Source organism: Negativicoccus succinicivorans (assembly GCF_018372215.1).
Taxonomy (GTDB): domain Bacteria; phylum Bacillota; class Negativicutes; order Veillonellales; family Negativicoccaceae; genus Negativicoccus.
Genome location: NZ_JAHAJN010000004.1, coordinates 46943 through 69938, shown reverse-complemented (window position 1 = coordinate 69938; position 22996 = coordinate 46943). Strand labels below are relative to the sequence as shown.

The following is a 22996-nucleotide window of genomic DNA, read 5'->3' as shown; positions in this document are numbered from 1 at the left end:
GAGCAATAAAAAAGAATCCCGAGCGGGATTCTTTTTTATTTTTATTCTTTCGATATCGCTTGCTCCGACTCTTTGTCGTTGTCCGCTTGCGGTGCGATCTGCACCCGATGTTTTTCGGTGGGGAACAGCGTTTTCTTGCGGATCAGTCGACCGAATTCATCATGGTAGTACTGCGCTTCCTGCGGAATGATAGGCGTTTTCGGCGAGGTAAAGCCGCGCCCCATGACATCCGCCGTCGGCGTAATGAACATGAACGCGTGCGGATCGATCTCGTCAAGCAACTTTTTGATTTTCGCGATCTGCGTCAAATTGATGACGACAAAGATGACTTTGCGCATTCCTTTGGTAAACGCGCCTTCGCCGTAGAGAATCGTTACGCCGCGGCCGACTTCGCGAATGATCGCGTCGGCGATTTCATCGGCGTGCTCGGAAACAATATAGGCGGTTTTGCGTTGGTTCAAACCGATGACCACTTTATTGGTGACGAGCGATTGCGTGTACATGCCCGCCAGCGTCAGGACCGCGAGCTCCAGGTTGAAGATGATCGCGCCCGCCGCCATAATGCAGGCGTTAAGGGCGAAGATAACGCTGCCCATTTCCAGCGAATATTTTTTCTTCACAATGGCCGCGACGACATCCAGTCCGCCGGAGTTGCCGTCGTAGCGATACATCAGACCCGAGCCGACGCCGATCAGGACGCCGCCGAAGACCGCGGACAACACGGACTCATGAATGTACATCGTTCGCGCGAGCGGCGCGAGCAGATCGACGGCGACCGACATCATGACCGTCCCGTAGATCGTAATGGTAGTAAAGCGTTTGCCGAGATACAACACCGACAGAATAATCATCGGGATATTGATGACCAAGTTCGCGATACCGAAGGAAATGCCGGTCAGGTAGTAAATGGTGACCGCCACGCCGGTGATCCCGCCCGAAAGTAAATTGTGCGGAATATAAAACATATTTAAACCGACCGCGTAAATAAAGCAGCCGACAGCGACCATCAAAAGCGTGTGTAGAAATGAGCGCATAAAGCCCCTTTCAGCGCGTTCTCATTGTAAGCGCCGCTAAATTCGAGTATACTGAATAGGAAACGGATGTATCGAAAAAATACCATTTACTTACCGGCAACTCCCTTTTCGGACGGCGCCGGAAACACCTATATCTTATAGATCATCTTATACGATTCGATTGATTTTTGCTAGAGGCAGGTGACTGTATGCAGGAAGAATTGGCACCCGCGAAAATTAATTTGGCGCTTGCCATTACCGGCCGGCGCGTGGACGGCTACCACAATATTGATACCGTGATGCATTCCATCACGTTAAGCGATTCCGTTTTTTTCAGTCCGGCCGATGAACTGATTTTTCGTTGCAATGATTTATCGTTACCCTTGGGCGCCGGCAATTTGGCATGGGAAGCGGCGCAGCTGGTGCGCCGTTATGTCGGCCAACGGCGAGGCGTGGCGATTCAACTCAATAAACGGATTCCGGCGGGCAGCGGTCTCGGCGGCGGTTCCAGCGACGCGGCCGCCGTGTTGCGCGGTCTGAACCGATTTTGGCAACTCGGTTTGACGGACGCGGAACTGTTATGGCTGGCGGGGCAACTCGGGAGTGACGTGCCGTTTTGCGTTTTCGGCGGTTGCGCCCGCGGCAGAGAAAAAGGCGATGTGCTGACGCCGTTGCCGGAGTTGCCCGAAACGAACCTGGTCATTGTCATGCCGCCGCTCAGCGTGGCAAGCGCGCAGGCGTACGCGCGTTACGATACGACGCCGTTCGCGGGAACAGTCGATGTGACTGGCGTGGTCGCGGCATTGGGACAACGGCCAGAGATGGTATGGCGACGTTTGGGCAATGATTTTTTGGCGCTGCTTGCGCCGACGGAACCGAAGTTACAGGAGCTTTCAAAATTTTTGCGCGATCTGCGCTACCCGTATTCACTGACAGGCTCCGGCGCGGCCTTTTTCGTGGTGGTGCCGACGGCTCGCGAAGCGTATTTCGTGATGCGGCAAATCGAACGGGAACAGCGCGGTTGGCGCAGTTATCAAGTTAAAACGAGGGGCGGTTATCGATGAAAAAACGAACGCATGAACGGTTGGCGCCGATCCACTTGGACGCGTATCGCCCGTTGCGTGAACTCGTCGCGGAAACATTGCGCACAGCCATTCAAAACGGTACTTTACAACCCGGTGAGCGCCTGATGGAATTACAGCTGGCGGATGAACTCGGCGTTTCGCGCACGCCGATTCGCGAAGCGGTGCGCGAACTGGAAGCGGAAGGTTTTGTGGTGATGATTCCGCGGCGCGGCACCTATGTCGCGGACATTTCGCTGAAAGATATTTCCCAAGTGTTTGAAATCCGCACGGCGCTCGAAGAACTCGCAGCCGGTTTGGCGGCGGAACGCATCACGGAGGAAGAACTCGAAGAGCTCGAACGCCTGCTCGTGGAAATCGGCGATTACATCGAGAACGGGGAAATTGACCGTATTATCGAGACGGATATTAAATTTCATCAAATTCTGTATACGGCCAGCCGCAATAATCGCCTGATCGAAATCATCAATAACTTACGGGAAATGTTGACGCGTTTCCGCTCCGTATCGCTGCATTATCCGGGGCGGTTGCAGGATACATGGCAGGAGCATCGCGATTTGGTCGAAGCCATCGCCGAACACAACGCGACGCGCGCCCGCAAAATCGCGGTACGGCATATGGAAAATTCGGAGCAAACCTTGCTGAAAGGCATCGCGGAAGATAAATCGGTGGCCGCGTTTCTTTCGCAGCATGCCGGAGGCCGTAAGCGATGAAACCGACAACGTTGGTGTTTGTACGGCGCGATGACGGGGCCGTTCTTTTAGGCAAAAAACGCCGCGGTTTCGGCGTCGACAAATGGAACGGTTTCGGCGGTAAAGTGCGCTCGGGAGAAAGTCTGCGCCAAGCGGCGGCGCGTGAACTGCAGGAAGAATCGGGGCTCATTGTCCACCCGGAACATCTCGTATTGACGGGGCATTTGCTATTTCGTTTTGAAGACCATCCGGAACTCAATCATCCGGCGACGATTTATATCGCGGAGCTTTACGAAGGGATGCCAAAACCGACGGAAGAAATGGAGCCGGAGTGGTTTTATCCGAACGCCGTGCCTTATGAAGAGATGTGGTCGGGAGACCATCTCTGGCTACCGCAGCTTTTCGCGGGGCATGCGATTAAAGGCATGATTTTATTCGCCGAGGATCAGGAAGAAATCATCGCGTTTGAATTGCGCGAAGTCGAGCGGGAGAGTTTACGTGACGACCTGGGTTGAAAAACTGCTGGACTGGTTCAAAGTCAACGGTCGGGAGCTTCCCTGGCGGGAAGAGCGAACGCCGTACCGCACTTGGGTATCGGAAATTATGTTGCAGCAGACGCGCGTGGAGGCGGTGCGAGCCTACTACACGAACTGGCTGGAGAAATTTCCGACGCCGGAGACGGTGGCGCAGGCTTCTACGGAAGACGTTCTGCATGCTTGGCAAGGGCTCGGCTATTACCGGCGCGCTCGTCTTTTGCAGCAGGCGATGCAGGAAGTCCAAGCGCGATACGACGGCGAAATTCCGTCCGGGCGTGACGAACTGCTGGCGTTGCCCGGCGTCGGTCCGTACGTGATGGGAGCGATCCGCTCGCTCGCTTTTAACAAACCGGAACCGGCGGTTGACGGCAATGTCCTGCGCGTATTCGCCCGACTGTACGGCATCACGGATAATATTTTGGACGCGCCCGTGCATCGTGAAGTGACGAAACTTGTCGCGGAAGCATTGCCCGCGGATCGGCCGCAGGCATTTAACGAAGCGTTGATGGATTTCGGCGCGCTGGTCTGTATTCCGCGAGCGCCGCGGTGCGGTCAGTGCCCTTTGCGCGAGGAGTGCGTGGCCTATCAGACTGGGCAGACGGACACCTTGCCCGTACGTCGAAAAAAACGCAGCAACAAAAATGGTATGCCGCCGTCGCCGTGGTCGCTCGCGACGGTGCGTTTTTATTGGAACGGCGACCGGAAGAAGGCATGCTCGCCGGCATGTGGCAGTTTCCGCAACAGTTGGCGCGGACATTGACGGCCGCGAAAGAGGAACTGTTCGCGCAGTATCCGCCGCAGTCCAAGCAATGGTTTTGGCGGCATAAGCATGTGTTTTCGCATCGTATTTGGGAATTACGCGCGTACCGCGCGACGCCGCCGTCAACGTTAGCGGGGGATTTTCGCTGGGTGCGGCCGGACGAATTTGTAACGCTTCCTATGGCGGGGCCGCATGCCAAGTTGGCGACATATATTTTAGATCGGGATCGGTAATTAAAAATGGCTCGAGCAAACTTTATTTTACTGGCTTTATTGACAATTTCTTTTATCGTGTCTTTTATAAATTCCGCGTGTCTGGCGGCTCTGTGGAGGATGAATCGGTACACGCTTTTCGGCAGCTTTCTAAGCATCTCGTGGCTGGCAGCCGCCTACTACTTTTTTTACGCGGATTTATATTTGACCACCTTCGCCGGCGCGCTCGGTCGTTTTCTGGCATTGCTCAGCGTCTCCTGGCTGATCTGGCAGATCGCCGCGGCGGTGCCGCTGCTCATTGTGCGTATCATTTCATTACTCGGCGGAAAAAGGGGACTTTGGGCGACGCTTAGTGCGTTCATTATGATCGGCGCTGTCGTTATGATCGGCGCGGGTCTTTACGGTAGCGAACATTTGGACTATGAAACGAAAGAATTGCGCTACACGAGTTTGCCGTATCAATTTGATGGGACTAAAATCGCGCTCATTACCGATTTGCACATCGGGCCGTACTACCATGTCAGTGATCTGGCGGAGATCTTGGAACAGGCGGAACGAGATGAAGTGGATTACATCGTTTTAGGCGGCGACTTGATTGATGACGTGCGGGAACTTCCGGCCTTGCAGGAACTGTTGAAAGAAAAAGCGCCGAATTTCCGACTCGGCATCGATTACGTGTGGGGCAATCACGAATACTTCCGCGACCAGCCGCTGATCGCGGACTACCTTGCGCAATCCGATATTCGCGTCTTGAAAAATGAACACGCCACGCTTTCCCGCGACGGCGCTACCATCTACGTGGCCGGCGTGGATTTTCCGTTCGGTCGCGGCGAGAACTTGAAAGCGCAAGCCAAAGAATATACGGATCAGGCCATGGCGGGTATTCCGGAACATGCTTTTGTGATCTTGCTGGCGCACCACCCGCAATTTTTGGAAGAAGGTTTGACGCGTCATGTTGAGCTGACGCTGGCAGGGCATACGCACGGCATGCAATTCGGTCTCGCCGGGCAGACATTTCCGCTGATGTATCCCTACAATCGCGGCCTGTTTACGCGCGGCGCAAGCGTCGGTTACGTCAGTCGCGGCGCGGGCGGATGGATGCCGCTGCGTGTATTTTGCGATCGTGAAGTGACGTATTTCACACTGAAACGCGGACGCTAAAAAAGATCCTCCACGGAGGATCTTTTTTGTTGCTTACTTGCGCGATCGTGCATCGGCGTTGGCTAAAAAACAAGACGTATTCACCAGGACGCGCGTGTGCGTGCCCGCAGCGACGACGCCGATCTCGTCACGCACCGTCACGGTAAATTCGTACTGCCGTCCGGTGTGCGACGTGATTTCCGCGCAGGCGGTCAGCGTCATTCCGACAACGCTGGGCGCGGTATGCGTGAGAGAAATGCGCGTGCCGACCGTGGTTTCGTCATCATTCAGGTGCGGCGCCAGCGCGGCGACGGCGGCCGCCTCCATCGCGGCGGCGATGACGGGCGTCGCGCACACGTCGACGGTGCCGCTGCCGACGGCCGCGGCCGTATCCGTGGCGGCAATGACGCAAGTAAAGCTTCCCTTGGTACCGATCATGGACATGGTATCCCTCCTCTGTGTATTATATTGTACCGAAACGCGGTTTTTTTGTCAGGGGCGCCGCGCTTGACGCATCTGCGCATATGGTATAATAGGTACTAAATTATGCATATAAATCGCGGCTATAAGGCCGAGTTATGCCGTTTGGGCATGTTGGGCGTAAGCCAAAGGAGATGAATACCATGAAGTTTGTCAGTACGCGCGGGCGCGCTCCGTCCGTTACCGCCGCGGAAGCTCTTGTTTCGGGTCTGGCACCGGATGGGGGACTGTACGTTCCGGAATATTTACCGGCGCCGCGTGAGGACTGGGAAGCAACGGCGGATCTGACATACGCGGAACTCGCCGCCGAAGTGTTGGCGTTGTTTTTTACCGACTGGGACAAAGAAGAACTGTTGACTTTATGCCGCAAGGCATACAACGGAACATTCAATATGCCGGGGATTATTCGCGTGCGCAAAGTCGGTGAAAAACGTTACTTCACGGAACTGTTCCATGGCCGGACGCTGGCGTTCAAAGACATGGCGTTGTCCTTATTTCCTCATTTACTGCAGGCCGCCAAGGAAAAACTCGGACGTACGGAAACGACCTTGATCCTGACCGCGACCAGCGGCGACACGGGCAAAGCCGCGTTGGCCGGATTCCAAGACGTGCCGGGAACGGAAATCGTGGTGTTTTATCCGGAACACGGCGTCAGCCCCGTGCAAAAATGGCAGATGCAGACCCAAGCGGGAGAAAACGTGCACGTGTACGGCGTCGAAGGTAATTTTGACGACGCGCAGACATTCGTCAAAGCGGCGTTTGAAGATCCGGACCTGCGCGCCTACGCCAAGGACCACGGCGTGGCGTTTTCCAGCGCCAATTCGATCAATATCGGACGTTTATTGCCGCAGATCGTGTACTATATCCGCACCTACGCGGAACTCGTCAAAGCGGGCGAGATCAAAAAAGGCGAAGCGTTTGACGTGTGCGTGCCGACCGGCAACTTCGGCAATATTTTGGCGGGTTACCTCGCGAAACGATTGGGCGTGCCGATCGCGAAACTGATTTGCGCATCGAACGAAAATCATGTCTTGACCGACTTTTTCCGTACGGGCACTTACGATCGCCGTCGCGAATTTCACGCGACGCATTCGCCCTCGATGGACATTTTGATTTCGTCGAACTTGGAACGTTTTATTTACTACTTGCTGGACGGCGATGCGCGCGCGACGGAGAAATACCTCGAAGAACTCCGCGCAAACGGTAGCTTTACATTGCCGCAAGATGTCATGGCGAAGGCGGATGATTTCCTCTGCGGCTGGGTGGACGATGAAGAGACGGTTCGCCTCATGGGCCGCATGCACAAAGAACACGGCTACCTGATGGACCCGCACACGGCAGTGGCGGTCGGCGTGAGCGATCAGTTGCAAGAGGAACGCGACGGGCGACTGTTGGTCATTATTTCCACGGCGCATCCGTATAAATTCCCCGACACCGTCGCGCAAGCGTTGAAACTCGACACCAAAGACGCGACCGATGATTTCGATCGCATGTGGCAAATCGCCAATATTTCCAGCTTGCCGCTACCGATTCAGTTTTTCCATCTACGCAAAAAACAACCGCGCTTTCATGAGAGCGTGGAGAAAGAAGACTTACAGAACGTTGTGCGCGAGACGATCGCCGCAATGACGGAGCATAATGAAAATTAACAGGCAACATACGCAGTGGAGCGAAGCGGAAGAGCGCCGTCTCAAATGGGGACTGGTCGTATTTCTGCTCGCGATCCTGAGTGGGATCCATCTTCTGGATCCGACATTTTACGGCACGATCTGGCACCTTTCCATGGTCGGCGACTTTCACGGCACGGTGGAATACCTGCGCGGCTTCGGCGTATGGGCGATGGCCGTCAGCTTTTTCATCGATGTCATCATCAATATTGTCGGCTTTTTGCCCTCCATTTTTCTGTCGGCCGCCAACGGACTTATTTTCGGCATTTGGCTCGGCATTCTGATTTCCTGGGCCGGTGAAACGGTGGGCGTGCTGATCTCGTTTTGGCTGATGCGCACGATTTTTCGCGACATGGCGAAACGCGTCATCGAGCACAATAAAATGCTCACCAAACTGGACTCGTACTCGACCATGTGGGCGATGCTGATCGCTCGCGCCGTGCCGTACTCGCCGAACGGACTGGTGACGGCGCTCGGCGCGCTTTCCCGTATCAGCTATCGCGATTACCTGATCGGCACGGCCTTGGGCAAGCTGCCTTCCGTCGCGATTGAAGTCGTCGTCGGACACGACGTCGTTCTCGCCTCGGAAAATCAGACGCGCCTCATGGTGATGATCGCCGGCATCACAATCGTCTACGGCGGACTGTGGTGGTGGAAACGCAAAAAAGATCAGCGGGACGCCGCGCGCCAAGCGCAAGAAGAAGGCGAGCGGAACGACGCGGAAAAATAAACGCAATAAAAAAGAGAACCGAGCGGTTCTCTTTTTTGTTTGCGTATTACAGCAGGTGGCGAATTTCTTCCGGAGTTTTCGCGAGCAGGTAGGCCGGCGGCACATCGAAGATGGTGATGCAGCCGGTTTTGCCTTCCGCGGCCATGCGCATCAGCGCGCGCGTGTAGGCGACGATGACGCTGGAGGTGAAGTTCGGATTGCTCGCCAGGCGCAGGTTGTATTCCATGACTTGCGCTTCCTGCGGCTGTGTTTCGCCGACGCGCAGAACGAAGCCGCCGTGCGGCATCGCGGCGTGGTCGCGATCGAGTTCTTCCTGCGAAATGAAATGAATTTCCGTTTCATAGCCTTCAAAATAATTTTTGAGGTGGCGGATTTCGTTTTCGACCCGCGCCTGGTCCGCGCCGTCTTCCAAAACGACGTAGCATTCGCGCAAATGCGATTCTTGCGCCGTGAAGTCGCTCATTTCACCGTTGCGCGCGCGTTCGAGGTATTCTTCCTTGGGAACGGTGTATTGTTTGGCATCGGCGACGCCCGCAATGCGGCGGATCGCGTTGGAGTGACCCTGGCTGATGCCGCGGCCCCAGAAGGTGTAGTTTTTACCATGCGGTAAAGCGGCTTCGCCCAAAAGACGCATCAGCGAGAAGAGACCAGGATCCCAACCCATGGAGATGAGCGCTACCTTGCCCGCCGCTTTGGCGACGCGATCCATACCGGTGAAATGTTCTTCAATCTTGGCGTGCGTGTCGAAGCTGTCGATGACGTGGAAGTAGCGGCCGATTTCCAGCCCCTGTTCCATGAGATCATTGGCGGAGCCGCCGCAGAGGATCATCACATCGATTTTGTCTTGAAACGAGGGGATCTGATCCATGGTGAAGACCGGCGTGCCGCTTGCCGAAGTGATGCCGGAACGGCGGGAAAAAATGGCGACGAGTTCCATGTCGTCGGCCGACTGCAACGCGATTTCCGCACCGCGCGCGATATTGCCGTAGCCGACGATGCCGACGCGAATAGTGGTTGTTGTCATAATGATTCAATCCTTTCCTATGAAAGCATGATGTACATGTAAAGTTGTAGTTTTAATTATAACAAATTTTCAAAATGGAGGTGTCATTTCTTTTTGGCTATTTATGCATGCGGATAGGGAATACGCTATAATGCAATTGACAGTTGGGGAGGTGACGGATTTGCATATCGTCAGTATGGAAATTGAAAATTACCGTACCTTTCGCCACGTGCGGATGGTTTTTGACAGCACGCAAAATTATTTGGTCGGCTCGCATAATATCGGCAAGACCAATTTTTTGAAAATACTTGAAACTTTGCACGAGAAAAAAGGTTTTGACGCGGACGATTTTCGCGATAAAGATAAACCGATCCGCGTGTTTATCGCTTTGCAGATGGAGCATCGGCGCCAGCTGGTGATCAACGGGAAACCGCTTGACGACGCGGACGGAGTGTTGCGGTTGCAGGTGTCGCAGGAGCCCGAGGCAGAAACGTTCACCATGAGCAATCTCGAACATCATGAGGTGCTTCCCGAAGACTGGAAGCAATCCGTGCGCTATCTGACGCACTTGCCGACGGGCATGCAGCGCAACGAACTCAGTGAAGAGGCGCGCGCCGATCTGCGTGATATTTTAGGTCAATTCATCGCCGAAGAGGGCGAGCGTCTGCGTTCGATTCTGCACGATATGGCGAAACATTCCGGCGCGGATGTCGCGGCGATTGATCGTCTGTCCGATTCGCTGGATACCTGGGTGGATTATCTGACGGAGTCCGACGGTTCGGAACGCGACACGGACGATACGTTCCGCATGCTGATGCTGACGGGCTTTCAGATGTTGCGCGAATTGATGATGCTCAATGATGACCCGCGGGAACCGTTTCGGGATTATTTGATTGTCGATGACAAAGGCCGCAAGTATCTGCCGCTCATTATCGGTATCGACGAGCCGGAAATTCATCAGCACCCGTATCGCCAGCGCACGTTGATTGAATTTTACCGCGGCATTTTGGCGAATGAAAGTCCGCTGATGTGTGAACTCTTTCAGCGTTTTCTCGGCATTGACGGACTGGAAGGACAGCTGTTCATCGTCACCAACTCGACGGATTGCCTGATTGACGATTACCGCTATATTTTACGTTTGTACCGTGATAAGACGGGGGAAGTTCGCGCGGCCAACGGCGCGGAATTCAGCTTCGAGCCGGGGGTGGAAAAACACCTGATCATGCATTTCCCCGAAGTGAAAGAAGCGTTATTCGCCCGTTCGGTGTTGATCGTGGAAGGGGAGACGGAGTACGGCGCGTTCGCCGGTTTCGCCAAAACGCTCGGTTACCATTTTGACTTTCTCGGTGTCTGTCTGGTCAACGCGCGCGGCGAAAGCTCGATTGTCAAGATCGCGCAGCTTTTCGAGCGCTTTCATCTCGGCACGGTGTCGCTCTATGACAGAGACGTCAAGATGAAGACGCCGCGCGGTGAAAATATTTTCTTTACGGATGAAATTTGTTTGGAGTTGGATATCGTCGAGCATATCTCACGGAAAAATAAATGGGACGTGTTGTACCAGGTGGTGCACGAATTGGCGGAAGGCGACGATTTCGTGTACAAGGACATGGTTAAGCGCGCCGTGAGTAAATGGAAACCGGATCCGAAACGCATGTTCCAGTCGCGCAAGCTGAAAAGCATCGGGGGACGCGATGAAGAGGGCCGACGGTTTTACTATTTCGCGTGGTTTTACAGCAATAAAGGGGTGTTGGTCGGTCGCTTGCTGGCGCAATATCTGGATGAAGATTTGATCCCGCCCGCGTTTCGATATCCGATCGAACGAGCGGCGGAGTTGGCCAAATAAAGGCAATAAAAAAGCGGCGTGAGCCGCTTTTTTTCGTGGGAAATTATTGTACCGTATTTTGCAGCGTGCCGATCCCGTCAATGGTGATTTCGATCGTGTCGCCCGATTGTAAATAGCGCGGCGGCGTGAAGCCTTTACCGACACCGGCGGGCGTGCCCGTTAAAAGAATATCGCCCGGGAGCAGGGTGACGCTCTGCGAAAGATCAGCGATCAGCTGCGCGACGGAAAAGAGCATTTCATCCGTTGTCGCCGCTTGGCGCAATTCGCCGTTGACTTTCGTGGTCAGGTGGAACGGCTCGTCCGGCGTGCCGACCAAAATCGCGGGACCGAGCGGACAGCTGCCGTCAAGACTTTTACCCAAGAACCATTGGCCGCGTTCGCTTTGCAAATCGCGCGCGGTGACGTCGCAGGCGATCGTGTAGCCGAACACGTGATCGAGCGCTTGCGCGCTGTCGACCTGTTGCGTTGTCTGACCGATGATGACGGCCAGTTCGCCTTCGTAATCCAGCGCCTTTGTTACGTCGGCATGACGCGGCAGGGGCGCTAAATGCGGCAACACGGTCGTCGTCGCTTTCGTAAAATACACGGGTGCTGACGGAAGCGGCGTGTCCTGTCCGGAAAATTCGCTGACGTGCGCGGCGTAATTTTGGCCGACGCAAAACAGATTGCGGATCGGCAGAAGCGGCACGTCCCAAGTCACCTCGTCAAAGGCGAGCGGCGTCAGCGCGAGCGCTTCATTTTCCTCCTTTTGCGTGAGCGCGCTTTGTAAAATCACGAGACCTTCGGGACCGTTCGCCACCAATTCGGCGACGGTCGCGGGGAGCGGTATGAATAATGCTTCTTCCAACTCGGCGGCGCGCAAGATGTGGGCGCCGTCAGCGGTCACGATGCCCCATTCGGGCAAACCGCGGTAGGAAAAGCTCACAATTCGTAACATAGTATCATCCTTTCTGTACGCTGATTATACCACGGCGCAGATCGGCAAAGAGTGTGGTAAAATAAAAGATACATATAAGAACGTAAGAACGGCAGACGGAGTGTTTGTCGGCAGGAGGAGATTATGACGGAGACGAAGACGCCGGAAGTGGCCAGCAGCAATTTTATTGAAGCGGAGATCAATGCGGATATCGCGAAAAATGTGTATACCGATAATCGGGTACATACGCGCTTTCCGCCGGAACCGAACGGGTATTTGCATATCGGTCACGCGAAAAGCATTTGCTTGAATTTCGGTCTGGGAGAAAAGTATCAGGGTAAAACCAACTTGCGCTTTGACGATACGAATCCGACCAAAGAAGATGTGGAGTACGTCGAATCGATCGAAGAAGACGTGCATTGGCTCGGTTTCCGGTGGGACGGTGAGGTGCGTTTCGCCTCGGATTATTTCCCGCAAATGTACGAATACGCCGTGCAGCTGATCCGCGAAGGCAAAGCGTACGTGGATGATCTTTCGGGCGATGAAATCCGCGAGTACCGCGGCGATTTCAATACGCCGGGCAAGGAAAGTCCGTACCGTAACCGTTCGATCGAAGAAAGCTTGCGTTTATTTGAGGAAATGAAAGAGGGGCGCTACGCCGACGGCGAAAAAGTATTGCGCGCCAAGATCGACATGGCGTCGCCGAACCTCGTGATGCGGGACCCCGTGCTGTACCGGATTTTGCACGTGACGCATCATCGCACCGGCGATACCTGGTGCATCTATCCGATGTACGATTTCGCGCATCCGGTATCGGACGCGATCGAACGGATCACGCATTCGGTCTGCACGCTGGAATTTGAAGCGCATCGTCCGCTCTATAACTGGGTCTTGGAAAGCTGGCCGGATCCGGAGCATCCGCGGCAGATTGAATTCGCCCGACTGAATGTTACTACGATGATTACCAGCAAACGCAAACTGCGTCGGCTGGTGGAAGAACACATCGTCAGCGGCTGGGACGATCCGCGCATGCCGACGATCTCGGGGATCCGCCGCCGCGGCTACACGCCGGAAGCGTTGCGGGATTTCTGCGAGCGCATCGGGGTCGCGAAAAACGACAGCATGGTGGATATCAGTCTGCTCGAATTCTGCATTCGCGAAGATTTGAAAAATAAAGCGCCGCGTCTGATGACGGTGCTCGATCCGCTTAAAATTACGCTCGTCAACTATCCGGAAGGGCAAACCGAAGAACTGCCGATCGCCAATAACCAGGACGCGCCGGACATGGGCGAACGCATGGTGCCGTTTTCGCGTGAATTGTATATCGAACGGGCCGACTTTATGGAAGAACCGGTGAAAAAATTCTTCCGTCTGGCGCCGGGTCGTGAAGTGCGTTTGCGCAACGCCTACATTATTCGCTGTGAGGAAGTCGTCAAAGATGAGAACGGCGAAATCATTGAATTGAAGTGCACCTATGATCCTGATTCCAAGAGCGGTTCGCCCGGCAGCAACCGCAAGGTGAAAGGCGTCGTGCATTGGGTGGAAAGGCATACGGCGGTACCTGTCGAAGCCCGCTTGTATGACTATCTCTTCGCGCAAGACGATACCGATGACGGCCGCGACTTCGTCGAAAAAGCCAATCCGGATTCGTTGGTCGTGAAACAGGCGGTCGCGGAGCCCGCGATTTTGGACTATCCCGTGGGAGCGCGTTTCCAATTCATGCGCCAGGGATATTTTGTCATTGATCCGGATACGACCGAAGAGCATCTCGTCGTGAATCGCATTGTCGGTTTGCGCGACACCTGGGCGAAATTGCAAAAACAAAAAGAAAAGCAGGCCAAGTAAGAAGGGAGACGTCATGAAACAATTATGGATCGCCGCCGCGCTTGCCGTACTCGTTTCGGGATATACGGCCATGGCCGCGGACGCGGTCGTGCCGTCGCTGGGGAAATGGACGCTTCCCGCAGACACGACGCAGGTGGCGGGAGAAGTATCGGTGCGCGGGTCGCATGATGCGACGAAAATCTCCGCTTTTTACAAGGATAAAGGATTTAAAAACGGCCATTACTACCTGCTGGTACGACAGAATCGGGCCGCTTTCGCGTACGCGTCACTCGCCGTGATTCCGCAGGAACGCGCGGTGACGTCGCGGTATGATCGGACGCATCCGGCTTACCGCCCGGTACAGAAAGAGCAAAGCGCGCATTACCAAGTTCCCGAGCAAAGGGATCGCTTGGCGAATACGCGCAATTTGGTCGTGTATCGTCGCGACGCGAAACCGTCGGATCGGAACGCTTCCGACGCGCAACGGGATCGCTTGCAACGAAACTCCATGACGCAACAAATGACGCTTGATGAAGCGGCGGCGTACTGGAACCGCGAAGTCATTCCCGCGATTCCCGACCGCGCGGAAACTGTCGAGTTCATGCCGACCAAAGGAAATCGAGTTTACACGGCGACGTGGACGACAAGTCGTATGGAAAAAGGTATTCTTTACCGCGAAATCACCCATGCCGAACTTTTTAAGAAAAACGGTCAGGTGTATGCGGTCTTAATCAGCGCCGACGACCGTCAAAAAGAATGGCTTGCCCGATTGACGCAGGCGCTTGGCGCGTGGCATTGATTCCGATTGACAAGGACAGGCACTGTCGTTATGATAGGCGTAGTAAAGCAGATAAATATACGGCATCTTAAAGGAGGCATATTATGGCTAATATAGCAATTGTGTATTGGACGGGATCAGGCAACACCGAAGCGATGGCGAATGCGATCGACGAAGGCGCCAAAGCGGCGGGCGCGGAAACGCAACTTTCTTTCGTGACCGACGTTACCGCGGACGATATTGCCGCATTTGATTATATTGCGCTCGGCTGTCCGGCCATGGGTTCGGAACAGCTCGAAGAATACGATTTTGAACCGTTTTATGAAGAACTCGCCGGACATCTCGCCGGCAAAAAAGTAGCGCTTTTCGGTTCGTATGCATGGAACGACGGTCAGTGGATGGACGACTGGGCCGGTCGTGTTGCCGAAACCGGCGCGGATATTGTCGCGGATCCGGTTAAAGCGTACGCGTATCCCGATGATGAAGCGCTCGAAGCCTGCCGCCAACTCGGTGAAGCGTTAGCAAACGCCTAAACGAACGCCACGTTTACGTGGCGTTTTTCTATCTGAGGAGGAGCCTATGAAAGTAGCTGTTATTTATTGGACGAACACAGGTAACACGGAGCAGATGGCGGAAGAGATCGCGCTCGGCGCACGGGATGCCGGCGCCGACATTACCCTGACGACGTATGCCGATACTACGCCGGAAGAAGCATTGCAGGCCGATCGGCTGATTTTGGGCTGCCCCGCCATGGGCATCGAAGAATTGGAAGACGGGGAAGTGGTACCGTTCATGCAGGAACTGTATCCGAAACTCGCCGGTAAACATGTCGCTGTTTTCGGTTCGTGCGGCTGGTCGCATGGAGAATGGCTGACCAAGTGGGTGCAGGAACTCAGTGATGCCGGCGCGGAGCTTGTGGCGCCGCCGCTACACTGCCAAGGCACGCCGGATGATGAGGGATTGGCCTCCTGTCGCAAGTTGGGACAAGACATCGCTCAAAAATAAAACTGAAAAAGTCGCCGCCGGCGACTTTTTTAGATAGCCGATGTCGCCAACGGACAAATACCGTAAAATTGTCCACTCGGGATGGGCAGAAAATGTGAGTAAAGTGCTCTCGGTATGCTATAATAGATAAAATATAGGAGAAAACAAATTAACGATACGGAGGAATCTTATGCCTGTCATTCATGTGCATTTGCTCGCCGGGCGCAAAGTGGAGCAAAAACGCGCCTTTGTGAAAAAAGTAACGGATGCGGCGGTTGCCGAATTGGGCTGTCCGGCCCAAAATGTTAAAATTGTTTTCCATACACTGACGAAAGAAGATCTCGCCGAGGGCGGCGTTTTACGCGCCGACCGCGACTGATGGAGAGGGAGCGTGCGATGATGGACGAAAAATTTCAAAAAGAAGGTCTGACTTTTGACGACGTGCTGCTGATACCGGGGGCATCGGATGTACTGCCGCGCGATGTCAAAGTGGACACATGGCTGACCAAAGAGATTCATTTGAATATTCCGATTATGAGCGCGGGCATGGATACCGTCACCGAATCGGGCATGGCGATTGCGATGGCGCGTGAAGGCGGCATCGGCGTCATTCATAAAAATATGACGATTGATGAACAGGCGCGGGAAGTGGACAAAGTCAAACGTTCCGAACACGGCATCATTGTCGATCCGATTTACCTCGGACCGGACAACCTGCTGCAGGACGCGGAAGACCTGATGGCGCGCTACCGTATTTCGGGCGTGCCGGTTACCGTGGACGGCAAGCTCGTCGGCATTATCACGAACCGCGACATGCGTTTTGAAACCGACATGTCGAAAAAAATCGGCGAAGTGATGACGAAAGAAGGTCTGGTCACCGCGCCGGAAGGAACGTCATTGGAAGATGCGAAACGTCTGTTATGGCAGCACCGCATCGAAAAATTGCCGCTGGTAGACGGTGCCGGCAATCTGCGCGGACTGATCACGATTAAAGATATCGAAAAAACGAAAAAATATCCGAATTCTGCGAAAGACGGCAACGGTCGTCTGCTGGCGGCGGCCGCTATCGGTGTCGGCAAAGATATGCTGGAACGTGCGGAAGCATTGGTGCGCGCCAATGTGGATGTGCTCATTGTCGATACGGCGCACGGTCACTCCGCGGGCGTTATTCGCGCGGTCAAAAACTTGCGCGAAGCATTCCCGCACACCAATCTGATCGCGGGCAACGTAGCGACCGGCGAGGCGACTGAAGCATTGATCGAAGCTGGCGCGGATGCGGTTAAAGTCGGTATTGGACCGGGTTCGATTTGCACGACCCGTGTCATCGCCGGTATCGGTGTACCGCAGATTACAGCGGTTTATGACTGCAGTCGGGTGGCAGCGCGTTACCATGTGCCGGTCATCGCCGACGGCGGCATCAAATACTCGGGCGACATGGCTAAAGCCTTAGCGGCCGGAGCCAGCGTCGTCATGCTCGGCAACCTTTTGGCGGGCACGCAGGAAAGCCCGGGCGAAACGGTAATTTACCAGGGCCGTTCGTACAAAGTGTACCGCGGCATGGGCTCGCTCGGCGCGATGAAAGCAGGCAGCAAAGATCGCTACTTCCAGGAAAACATGGACAAATTGGTGCCGGAAGGTATCGAAGGCCGCGTACCGTACAAAGGCACGGTGGCGGATTCAATTTACCAGATGGTCGGCGGTCTGCGCGCCAGCATGGGTTACTGCGGCGCGAAAGATCTGGAAGCCATGCGTTCGGAAACCAAGTTTGTGCGCATTACCAATGCGGGACTGATTGAAAGTCATCCGCATGATATAAATATCACCAAAGAAGCGCCGAACTACAGTATGAATTAAGGTGCCTGCCATGCAGTGGGAACGGCATTCGATTCTGGGCGTTGCCATTGACGCCCTCACACTCGAAACCGCTGTCGCGCAGGTGGACACTTGGCTCGCGCAAAAGGAAACGAAATTCATCGCCACCGCGAATGCGGAAATGGTCATGCGCGCGTATAAAGATCCCGCGTTCGGTCAGGTATTGGCCGCGGCGGATATGGTGCTTGCGGACGGGGCGGGAATTGTTTGGGCCGGTGAACAGCTCCATAAGCATTTTCCGGCGCGCGTAGCGGGGATTGACTTTATGACCGCGCTCGTGGAACGCGCGGCGCAAACGGGGACCAAGATGTATTTCTTCGGCGGCGCGCCCGACGTCGCCGCCGAAGCGGCGCAGCGGCTGGAAAGCCGTTTCGGCACGCTGCCGATCGTCGGCGTGCGGGACGGCTATTTTGCCGCGTCGGAAAATGACACGATTGCCGCGGACATACGGGAAAGCGGCGCGCAGCTTTTATTCGCGGGCCTCGGCGTTCCGAAACAGGAGTATTGGCTGACGCGGATGCGGCCGCAATTGCCGGGTATTGTATCGCTCGGTGTGGGCGGTTCTTTTGATGTGCTTTCCGGTCGATTAAAACGAGCGCCGCTTTTCTGGCAAAAAAATCGCTTGGAATGGTTGTATCGTTTGGCTCTTCAACCGTCCCGGTTACGGCGGATGGGAGCGTTGCCGCAATTTATGTGGCAGGTGAAACGTTCCGCCAACCGAAGGGGGAAATAATATTGTCACAGATCACGATCGTGAAAGAAGGCTATCCCTTTATCGGGGGAGCTCTTTTCGTCGCGCTCCTGACAGGGTTACTGATATCATGGCACTGGGCCTTGTTACCGTTTCTATTTGCGCTTTTTTTCACCTTCTTCTTTCGTTCGCCCCGGCGAAATGTGCCGCGTGACCCCGACGTGCTTGTGTCACCGGCGGACGGCACCGTGATGCGGGTCGAAGAAGTAGAGGAAGAGTTGTTTTTGGGTGCGCCCTGTTATAAAGTTACGATTTTTTTATCCGTATTTGATGTGCATGTCAATCGCAGTCCGATGGCGGGCGATATTAAGTTTCGTCAATACACCTGCGGCGGTTTTCGCCCCGCGTTTCAAAAAAGTGTAGGTTATGAAAACGAACGCCACACGATCGGTCTTGAAAACGAACGAATTTCGATTGTCGTTACGCAGATTGCGGGCCTTTTAGCGCGCCGGATCGTATCCTGGAAAAAACTGGGCGATCGGTTGGGTAAAGGCGAGTTATACGGAATGATCAAGTTCGGTTCGTGCACGGAAGTGTTTATGCCGAAAAATGTGGCTGTTTGCGTAAAAAAAGGGGATCGTGTGCGCGGCGGCGAAACTGTTATCGGGAGAATAGTAGATGCGTAAAGAATGGATACCGAATCTTTTTACGGCTTTGAATATTGCCATGGGGACACTGTCGTTGATGTTTACCGTGCAGGGGAATTTCAACGCGGCTGGCTGGGCGATTTTGCTCGCGGCAGTGGCGGACGGTTTGGACGGGCGGGTAGCTCGTGCGTTCGGCGTAGCCGGAGATTTCGGTAAAGAGTTGGACTCATTATGTGATGTGGTATCGTTCGGTGTGGCGCCGGCCGTTTTGCTCTATACTTGGCAAATGGCGCTCATGCCGTTCGGTTTGGGAGCGATTGCCGCTGTGCTTTTAGCGGTCTGTGGCGCGATGCGCTTAGCTCGTTTCAATATTAATACGGATGTGGTGCACGGCTTTTTCATGGGGATGCCGATCCCGACAACGGGATGTTTGGCCGCGACCTATGTGCTGTCGGATGCGCCGTTGCCGGTGTATCTTACCTGGGTGCTGACGCTGGTATTGGCATGGGTGATGGTCAGCGAAATGCATTACCCGGATTTCAAGGGTAAAGCCGCCGATCCGGTGCAGAAAAAAGCGCTGGCGGTCGTGGTCGTCATCGGGCTGCTCTTGCTATTCGATGAACCGTCACGTTGGGCGTTTGTATTCTTTTTCATGTATTTCTTGTTCGGCATTTTAAATACGATTTGGAATCGGTTGGATCGATCCGGCGGAAGGAGAGCGTAGAATGACCTATTACATGGATATCATTATGATACCCATCCAGATCATCGTGGCGCTGTTCACGGTGTACTACACGGTCCTGGCCATTTCGGGCATGTTCCGCAAAAAAGAAGCCAAGATCCTGACGCCGAAAAATCGTTTCGCCATTATCGTCGCCGCGCATAATGAAGAGCAGGTTTTGGGCGCGCTGATTGATAATCTTTTCATGCTGAAATATCCGCGTGAACTTTACGATGTTTATGTCGTCGCGGATAACTGCACCGACGGTACCGCGCAACTCGCTCGAGATCACGGCGCCATCGTCTATGAACGGTTCAATACGGAGCAGGTCGGCAAAGGCTATGCGATGGACTGGCTGTTTCATAAGGTTTATGAAACGGGGATTGAATACGACGCTTTTTGCGTGTTCGACGCGGATAACCTCGTCCATCTGGATTTTCTGACGGAAATGAACAGCCGCTTGGAGAAAGGCGAACAGGTTATTCAAGGTTACCTGAGCGCGAAAAACCCGTCGGATACATGGGTGTCCGCGACGTTCGCGATGGCGTTTTGGATCGTCAATCATTTGTGGCATCTGGGCAAGTATAATATCGGTCTTTCCACCGCGCTCGGCGGCACGGGCATGTGCATCTCGAGTCATGTGCTGCGAACCTACGGCTGGGGCTGCAACTGTTTGACGGAAGATATGGAATTCTCCATGAAAGTTCTGTACGAAGGCAATATTCGCACGACATGGGCCGACGACGCCATTGTTTACGATGAAAAACCGCTCCGCTTCATGCAGTCCTGGAACCAGCGCAAACGCTGGGCGCAGGGACACTTCGACTGCGCCGGACGGTATATTCCTAAATTGTTCAAACGCGGTTTTGCGACCGGTAATATTCGCATGCTTGACGGTATTTTACAATTGTCGCAGCCGCATTTTATGCTGCTTTCGACCTTTTATTTATTGATGACTTATGTAAACGATTCTGTTCCGTTCTTTACCAACGTACTGTATAATGATCGCGTTATGCCGGTGGAATTTTGGACGACCATCGGTATGTTGCAATTTATTTTGCCGATTATCGTATTGTGGCGGATCAGCGTTCCCAAGAAAGTTTGGTTGTACGTTCCTCTGTATCCGATCTTTATTTATTCCTGGGTGCCGATTACCTTCCTGGGATTCCTGAACCGACATAAAAAAGAGTGGAGTCATACCGAACATACGCGGCAAATTTCGTTTGATGAAGTGCCGTTGCATCTGGACAGTAAAGGACCGAATTAATGCATATTTTCATGTCAAATGACGATGGGATTGAAGCGCGCGGCTTGCGTATGCTGGCGCGAAACCTGGTGGATCTCGGTGAAATTACGTTGATCGCGCCGCATCAAGAGTGCAGTTCGAGTTCTTCGGCGCTGACTTTGCGTGAGCGTTTGTATCTCAAGGAAGAGCATACGGGCGAACCGCGTTTCAAAGCGTTTTCTTTTACCGGACGGCCGGCCGATTGCGCGAAATTCGGCATCTCGTATTGGTTACAGGACACGCCGCCGGATTTAGTGGTGTCCGGCATCAATAACGGCTACAACGTCGGCAGCGATGTGACATATTCCGGAACGGTGGCAGTCGCGATTGAAGGGCATTACGAAAAAATTCCGTCGCTCGCGGTTTCGGGGCAGACATTTGATGAAGAATTTTTGGAACGGGCAGTACCTTTTGTTCGCGACTTTATTCAAAAAGTTTTCGTGGAAGGCAAATATCCGGGATTGCTGAATTTAAATATTCCCAATATTCCCGAAATCGACTGGCACCATGTCAAAGTTTGTCGTCAGGGCCTGCAGTTTTATGAAAATGCGATCACGTCAGCGGTGGATGAAAACGGTCAGATTTACTACCGCGTCAAAGGACGCGCGTTGCCGGATTCGGATCAGGAAGACGATGTCTACTTTTTGCATCGCGGCTGGATTACGGTGACGCCGCTGACCTGGTATCAGGGCGCGGATCAGGAGATCGGCGCGGTGGAGGATCTGCTGCACGCGATTGCGCAGCAAGAAGTGAAGCAATAAAAAAGACGAGCTCAGCTCGTCTTTTTTGTTGCGGTGTTAGCGGTTGTGTTCGCCGTTATATTTTGAATTTTCGCCGAGCACTTTGGATACGGCCGTTTTCAAAATGGTTTTGCCGTACGTGAGGGCCTCGGTATTGAAATGCATATCCGGCTGATGCAACCCGGGTTTGAGATCGGCGCCCAGACCGTAGAAGCCGACATGCAAATTCGGCTTGGCGATGACGTAGTGGCAGAAATCTTCGCCGCCCGGCGTGGTTTGCGCCGGCAACGTGTTTTCGCGGCCGAGGACTTCGGCAATACTTTCTTCCAACAGTTCGCACATGTCGTCGTTGTACACGGCGGCCGGTAAATCGATCAATGTTTTGCAGGTGCAGGTGCAGGAAAAAGCGGCGACGGCGTTTTCCACGGCGATTTTGATTTTTTCATTGAGTTCCGCCATGGTATCGTTATCACCGGCGCGCATATCAAAAGCGAGCAATACTTTGTCTGGGATCGCGTTTGTCGCGCCGGAATCACAGAGGCAGCGGGTGGCTTTGACGCTGAACGAACGTTCCGGATTCGGTTGGATTCCCGTGGCGGCGAGGATCGCCAGCGCCGCCGCATGCAAAGCGTTGTGACCTAAATGCGGTCGAGCGCCGTGCGCGCGTTGCCCTTTGATTTCGAATTCCACGGTGTGGCTTGCCGAGTAGTAGAGGGCGGCGATCGCCTGTCCTAATTTTGCCTCCTGAATCGGACGAACATGCTGCCCGATCAGGTAATCGACGTCATCCAACACGCCGCTGTCGACGATCGTGTACGCGCCCTGACCGATTTCTTCCGCCGGCTGGAAAATCATTTTCAGCTTACCGCGTTTGACGATTCCTTCTTGAATGATTTCTTCGCCGGCCGTCAGCGCCATCGCCGTGTGGGCGTCGTGACCGCAGCTGTGAATCGCGACATGCTTGCCGTCGACGATATGTCCGAGCGCATCCATATCCGCGCGCACGGCCATCGTCGGGCCGGGTTTGCCGCTGTCAAAAATGCCGACGACACCGGTGTGACCGCCCAGGCCTTCCGTGACATCAAAGCCGGCTTCCCGCAGTGTTTTGGCTACGAATTCGGATGTTTTATGCTCCTCCAACCCGAGCTCCGGGATGGTATGTAAATATTCTCTGAAATCCTGTTCTCTTGCCATATTATTCCCTCCTTTAGTACCACCAGTATAACACAATCGCTTACGTCGAACGGGCAAATTTTAATTTTTGACTAAAATATGTTGGTAAAGCAAATGATAAATGTTATAATGGACGTAATATTTTTTTAGGAATATTGTATTCCGACCGACGCGTGCCTTGGCATCGCGCGGCTTTTTTAACAGGAA

General features: G+C 54.1%; 25 protein-coding genes. 20 read left to right on the top strand and 5 right to left on the bottom strand.

Features of this window, described 5'->3' with window-relative positions; genetic code table 11:
• Positions 1-41: 41 nt before the first annotated feature.
• Positions 42-1034: a YitT family protein gene (locus KIB08_RS03410; protein WP_303989626.1), complete on the bottom strand. Its 993-nt coding sequence runs from the start codon at positions 1032-1034 to the stop codon at positions 42-44.
• 188 nt (positions 1035-1222) lie between these two features.
• On the opposite strand from KIB08_RS03410, the gene ispE reads away from it, so the two are divergent.
• The 6 genes from ispE to KIB08_RS03380 all read left to right on the top strand — a co-directional run bounded on the left by ispE (position 1223) and on the right by KIB08_RS03380 (position 5456).
• On the top strand, positions 1223-2077 hold the full coding sequence (gene ispE, locus KIB08_RS03405; protein ID WP_303989624.1) for a 4-(cytidine 5'-diphospho)-2-C-methyl-D-erythritol kinase: 855 nt from the start codon (positions 1223-1225) through the stop codon (positions 2075-2077).
• Entirely contained in the window at positions 2074-2808 is a 735-nt protein-coding gene (locus KIB08_RS03400; protein ID WP_303989621.1) for a GntR family transcriptional regulator, read from the top strand. Before ispE ends, KIB08_RS03400 begins: the two co-directional genes overlap by 4 nt.
• A complete protein-coding gene (locus tag KIB08_RS03395) occupies positions 2805-3302 on the top strand; it encodes an 8-oxo-dGTP diphosphatase (RefSeq protein WP_303989619.1) in 498 nt (165 codons plus the stop codon). The genes KIB08_RS03400 and KIB08_RS03395 overlap by 4 nt, the downstream gene beginning before the upstream one ends.
• Positions 3286-4083, top strand: a complete 798-nt coding sequence (locus KIB08_RS03390; protein WP_303989616.1) for an A/G-specific adenine glycosylase — start codon at positions 3286-3288, stop codon at positions 4081-4083. Before KIB08_RS03395 ends, KIB08_RS03390 begins: the two co-directional genes overlap by 17 nt.
• Positions 4035-4316 (top strand): NUDIX domain-containing protein, encoded by a 282-nt coding sequence (locus tag KIB08_RS03385; RefSeq protein WP_303989613.1) that lies wholly within the window; start codon positions 4035-4037, stop codon positions 4314-4316. Before KIB08_RS03390 ends, KIB08_RS03385 begins: the two co-directional genes overlap by 49 nt.
• A 99-nt stretch (positions 4317-4415) precedes the next feature.
• Positions 4416-5456 (top strand): metallophosphoesterase, encoded by a 1041-nt coding sequence (locus tag KIB08_RS03380; RefSeq protein ID WP_303989611.1) that lies wholly within the window; start codon positions 4416-4418, stop codon positions 5454-5456.
• 33 nt (positions 5457-5489) lie between these two features.
• Here the strand turns inward: KIB08_RS03380 and KIB08_RS03375 are convergent, their stop codons facing one another.
• Positions 5490-5879, bottom strand: coding sequence for a thioesterase family protein (locus KIB08_RS03375; protein WP_303989609.1), 390 nt, complete (start codon positions 5877-5879; stop codon positions 5490-5492).
• Positions 5880-6058: 179 nt separating this feature from the next.
• Between KIB08_RS03375 and thrC the strand changes: the two genes are divergently transcribed.
• Together thrC and KIB08_RS03365 are read left to right on the top strand one after the other, a co-directional pair.
• Positions 6059-7564 carry a threonine synthase gene (gene thrC, locus KIB08_RS03370; protein WP_303989606.1) on the top strand — a complete coding sequence of 502 codons (1506 nt, stop codon included), beginning with the start codon at positions 6059-6061 and terminating at the stop codon, positions 7562-7564.
• The gene (locus KIB08_RS03365; RefSeq protein WP_303989604.1) at positions 7554-8312 is read left to right on the top strand and encodes a TVP38/TMEM64 family protein; all 759 of its coding nucleotides are present in this window, start codon (positions 7554-7556) and stop codon (positions 8310-8312) included. Before thrC ends, KIB08_RS03365 begins: the two co-directional genes overlap by 11 nt.
• A 46-nt stretch (positions 8313-8358) precedes the next feature.
• On the opposite strand, the gene KIB08_RS03360 is transcribed toward KIB08_RS03365, so the two are convergent.
• Positions 8359-9336, bottom strand: a complete 978-nt coding sequence (locus KIB08_RS03360) for a diaminopimelate dehydrogenase (RefSeq protein ID WP_303989601.1) — start codon at positions 9334-9336, stop codon at positions 8359-8361.
• 130 nt (positions 9337-9466) lie between these two features.
• Here KIB08_RS03360 and KIB08_RS03355 point away from each other — a divergent pair, with 130 nt between their 5' ends.
• Positions 9467-11158 (top strand): ATP-dependent nuclease, encoded by a 1692-nt coding sequence (locus tag KIB08_RS03355; protein ID WP_303989598.1) that lies wholly within the window; start codon positions 9467-9469, stop codon positions 11156-11158.
• Between the two features lie 43 nt (positions 11159-11201).
• On the opposite strand, the gene KIB08_RS03350 is transcribed toward KIB08_RS03355, so the two are convergent.
• Positions 11202-12095: a fumarylacetoacetate hydrolase family protein gene (locus KIB08_RS03350; protein WP_303989596.1), complete on the bottom strand. Its 894-nt coding sequence runs from the start codon at positions 12093-12095 to the stop codon at positions 11202-11204.
• Between the two features lie 123 nt (positions 12096-12218).
• On the opposite strand from KIB08_RS03350, the gene KIB08_RS03345 reads away from it, so the two are divergent.
• The 11 genes from KIB08_RS03345 (at position 12219) to surE (ending at position 21637) form a co-directional block, all read left to right on the top strand.
• Positions 12219-13919: a glutamine--tRNA ligase/YqeY domain fusion protein gene (locus tag KIB08_RS03345; protein ID WP_303989593.1), complete on the top strand. Its 1701-nt coding sequence runs from the start codon at positions 12219-12221 to the stop codon at positions 13917-13919.
• A gap of 13 nt (positions 13920-13932) precedes the next feature.
• Positions 13933-14697 carry a hypothetical protein gene (locus KIB08_RS03340; RefSeq protein ID WP_303989591.1) on the top strand — a complete coding sequence of 255 codons (765 nt, stop codon included), beginning with the start codon at positions 13933-13935 and terminating at the stop codon, positions 14695-14697.
• An 83-nt stretch (positions 14698-14780) separates the two neighbouring features.
• Entirely contained in the window at positions 14781-15209 is a 429-nt protein-coding gene (locus tag KIB08_RS03335; RefSeq protein ID WP_303989589.1) for a flavodoxin, read from the top strand.
• A gap of 46 nt (positions 15210-15255) precedes the next feature.
• Positions 15256-15681, top strand: coding sequence for a flavodoxin (locus KIB08_RS03330; RefSeq protein WP_303989587.1), 426 nt, complete (start codon positions 15256-15258; stop codon positions 15679-15681).
• 169 nt (positions 15682-15850) lie between these two features.
• The gene (locus tag KIB08_RS03325) at positions 15851-16039 is read left to right on the top strand and encodes a 2-hydroxymuconate tautomerase (RefSeq protein ID WP_303989584.1); all 189 of its coding nucleotides are present in this window, start codon (positions 15851-15853) and stop codon (positions 16037-16039) included.
• 17 nt (positions 16040-16056) lie between these two features.
• Positions 16057-17514, top strand: coding sequence for an IMP dehydrogenase (gene guaB / locus KIB08_RS03320; protein ID WP_303989581.1), 1458 nt, complete (start codon positions 16057-16059; stop codon positions 17512-17514).
• Between the two features lie 10 nt (positions 17515-17524).
• Entirely contained in the window at positions 17525-18265 is a 741-nt protein-coding gene (locus KIB08_RS03315; RefSeq protein WP_303989578.1) for a WecB/TagA/CpsF family glycosyltransferase, read from the top strand.
• Positions 18265-18909 (top strand): phosphatidylserine decarboxylase family protein, encoded by a 645-nt coding sequence (locus tag KIB08_RS03310; protein WP_303989755.1) that lies wholly within the window; start codon positions 18265-18267, stop codon positions 18907-18909. The genes KIB08_RS03315 and KIB08_RS03310 overlap by 1 nt, the downstream gene beginning before the upstream one ends.
• Positions 18902-19594: a CDP-diacylglycerol--serine O-phosphatidyltransferase gene (pssA, locus tag KIB08_RS03305; RefSeq protein WP_303989575.1), complete on the top strand. Its 693-nt coding sequence runs from the start codon at positions 18902-18904 to the stop codon at positions 19592-19594. The genes KIB08_RS03310 and pssA overlap by 8 nt, the downstream gene beginning before the upstream one ends.
• A gap of 1 nt (position 19595) precedes the next feature.
• Positions 19596-20858: a glycosyltransferase family 2 protein gene (locus KIB08_RS03300; RefSeq protein ID WP_303989572.1), complete on the top strand. Its 1263-nt coding sequence runs from the start codon at positions 19596-19598 to the stop codon at positions 20856-20858.
• A complete protein-coding gene (surE, locus tag KIB08_RS03295) occupies positions 20858-21637 on the top strand; it encodes a 5'/3'-nucleotidase SurE (RefSeq protein WP_303989569.1) in 780 nt (259 codons plus the stop codon). Before KIB08_RS03300 ends, surE begins: the two co-directional genes overlap by 1 nt.
• Before the next feature lie 36 nt (positions 21638-21673).
• Here surE and KIB08_RS03290 read toward each other — a convergent pair whose 3' ends face one another.
• Positions 21674-22810, bottom strand: coding sequence for an amidohydrolase (locus KIB08_RS03290; protein WP_303989566.1), 1137 nt, complete (start codon positions 22808-22810; stop codon positions 21674-21676).
• Between the last annotated feature and the right edge of the window lie 186 nt (positions 22811-22996).

Coding starts and splice junctions, on each gene's coding strand:
- KIB08_RS03410 (WP_303989626.1), bottom strand. CDS start 1,034: ATGCGCTCATTTCTACACACGCTTTTGATGGTCGCTGTCGGCTGCTTT.
- ispE (WP_303989624.1), top strand. CDS start 1,223: ATGCAGGAAGAATTGGCACCCGCGAAAATTAATTTGGCGCTTGCCATT.
- KIB08_RS03400 (WP_303989621.1), top strand. CDS start 2,074: ATGAAAAAACGAACGCATGAACGGTTGGCGCCGATCCACTTGGACGCG.
- KIB08_RS03395 (WP_303989619.1), top strand. CDS start 2,805: ATGAAACCGACAACGTTGGTGTTTGTACGGCGCGATGACGGGGCCGTT.
- KIB08_RS03385 (WP_303989613.1), top strand. CDS start 4,035: ATGCTCGCCGGCATGTGGCAGTTTCCGCAACAGTTGGCGCGGACATTG.
- KIB08_RS03380 (WP_303989611.1), top strand. CDS start 4,416: ATGAATCGGTACACGCTTTTCGGCAGCTTTCTAAGCATCTCGTGGCTG.
- KIB08_RS03375 (WP_303989609.1), bottom strand. CDS start 5,879: ATGTCCATGATCGGTACCAAGGGAAGCTTTACTTGCGTCATTGCCGCC.
- thrC (WP_303989606.1), top strand. CDS start 6,059: ATGAAGTTTGTCAGTACGCGCGGGCGCGCTCCGTCCGTTACCGCCGCG.
- KIB08_RS03365 (WP_303989604.1), top strand. CDS start 7,554: ATGAAAATTAACAGGCAACATACGCAGTGGAGCGAAGCGGAAGAGCGC.
- KIB08_RS03360 (WP_303989601.1), bottom strand. CDS start 9,336: ATGACAACAACCACTATTCGCGTCGGCATCGTCGGCTACGGCAATATC.
- KIB08_RS03355 (WP_303989598.1), top strand. CDS start 9,467: ATGCAATTGACAGTTGGGGAGGTGACGGATTTGCATATCGTCAGTATG.
- KIB08_RS03350 (WP_303989596.1), bottom strand. CDS start 12,095: ATGTTACGAATTGTGAGCTTTTCCTACCGCGGTTTGCCCGAATGGGGC.
- KIB08_RS03345 (WP_303989593.1), top strand. CDS start 12,219: ATGACGGAGACGAAGACGCCGGAAGTGGCCAGCAGCAATTTTATTGAA.
- KIB08_RS03340 (WP_303989591.1), top strand. CDS start 13,933: ATGAAACAATTATGGATCGCCGCCGCGCTTGCCGTACTCGTTTCGGGA.
- KIB08_RS03335 (WP_303989589.1), top strand. CDS start 14,781: ATGGCTAATATAGCAATTGTGTATTGGACGGGATCAGGCAACACCGAA.
- KIB08_RS03330 (WP_303989587.1), top strand. CDS start 15,256: ATGAAAGTAGCTGTTATTTATTGGACGAACACAGGTAACACGGAGCAG.
- KIB08_RS03325 (WP_303989584.1), top strand. CDS start 15,851: ATGCCTGTCATTCATGTGCATTTGCTCGCCGGGCGCAAAGTGGAGCAA.
- guaB (WP_303989581.1), top strand. CDS start 16,057: ATGATGGACGAAAAATTTCAAAAAGAAGGTCTGACTTTTGACGACGTG.
- KIB08_RS03315 (WP_303989578.1), top strand. CDS start 17,525: ATGCAGTGGGAACGGCATTCGATTCTGGGCGTTGCCATTGACGCCCTC.
- pssA (WP_303989575.1), top strand. CDS start 18,902: ATGCGTAAAGAATGGATACCGAATCTTTTTACGGCTTTGAATATTGCC.
- KIB08_RS03300 (WP_303989572.1), top strand. CDS start 19,596: ATGACCTATTACATGGATATCATTATGATACCCATCCAGATCATCGTG.
- surE (WP_303989569.1), top strand. CDS start 20,858: ATGCATATTTTCATGTCAAATGACGATGGGATTGAAGCGCGCGGCTTG.
- KIB08_RS03290 (WP_303989566.1), bottom strand. CDS start 22,810: ATGGCAAGAGAACAGGATTTCAGAGAATATTTACATACCATCCCGGAG.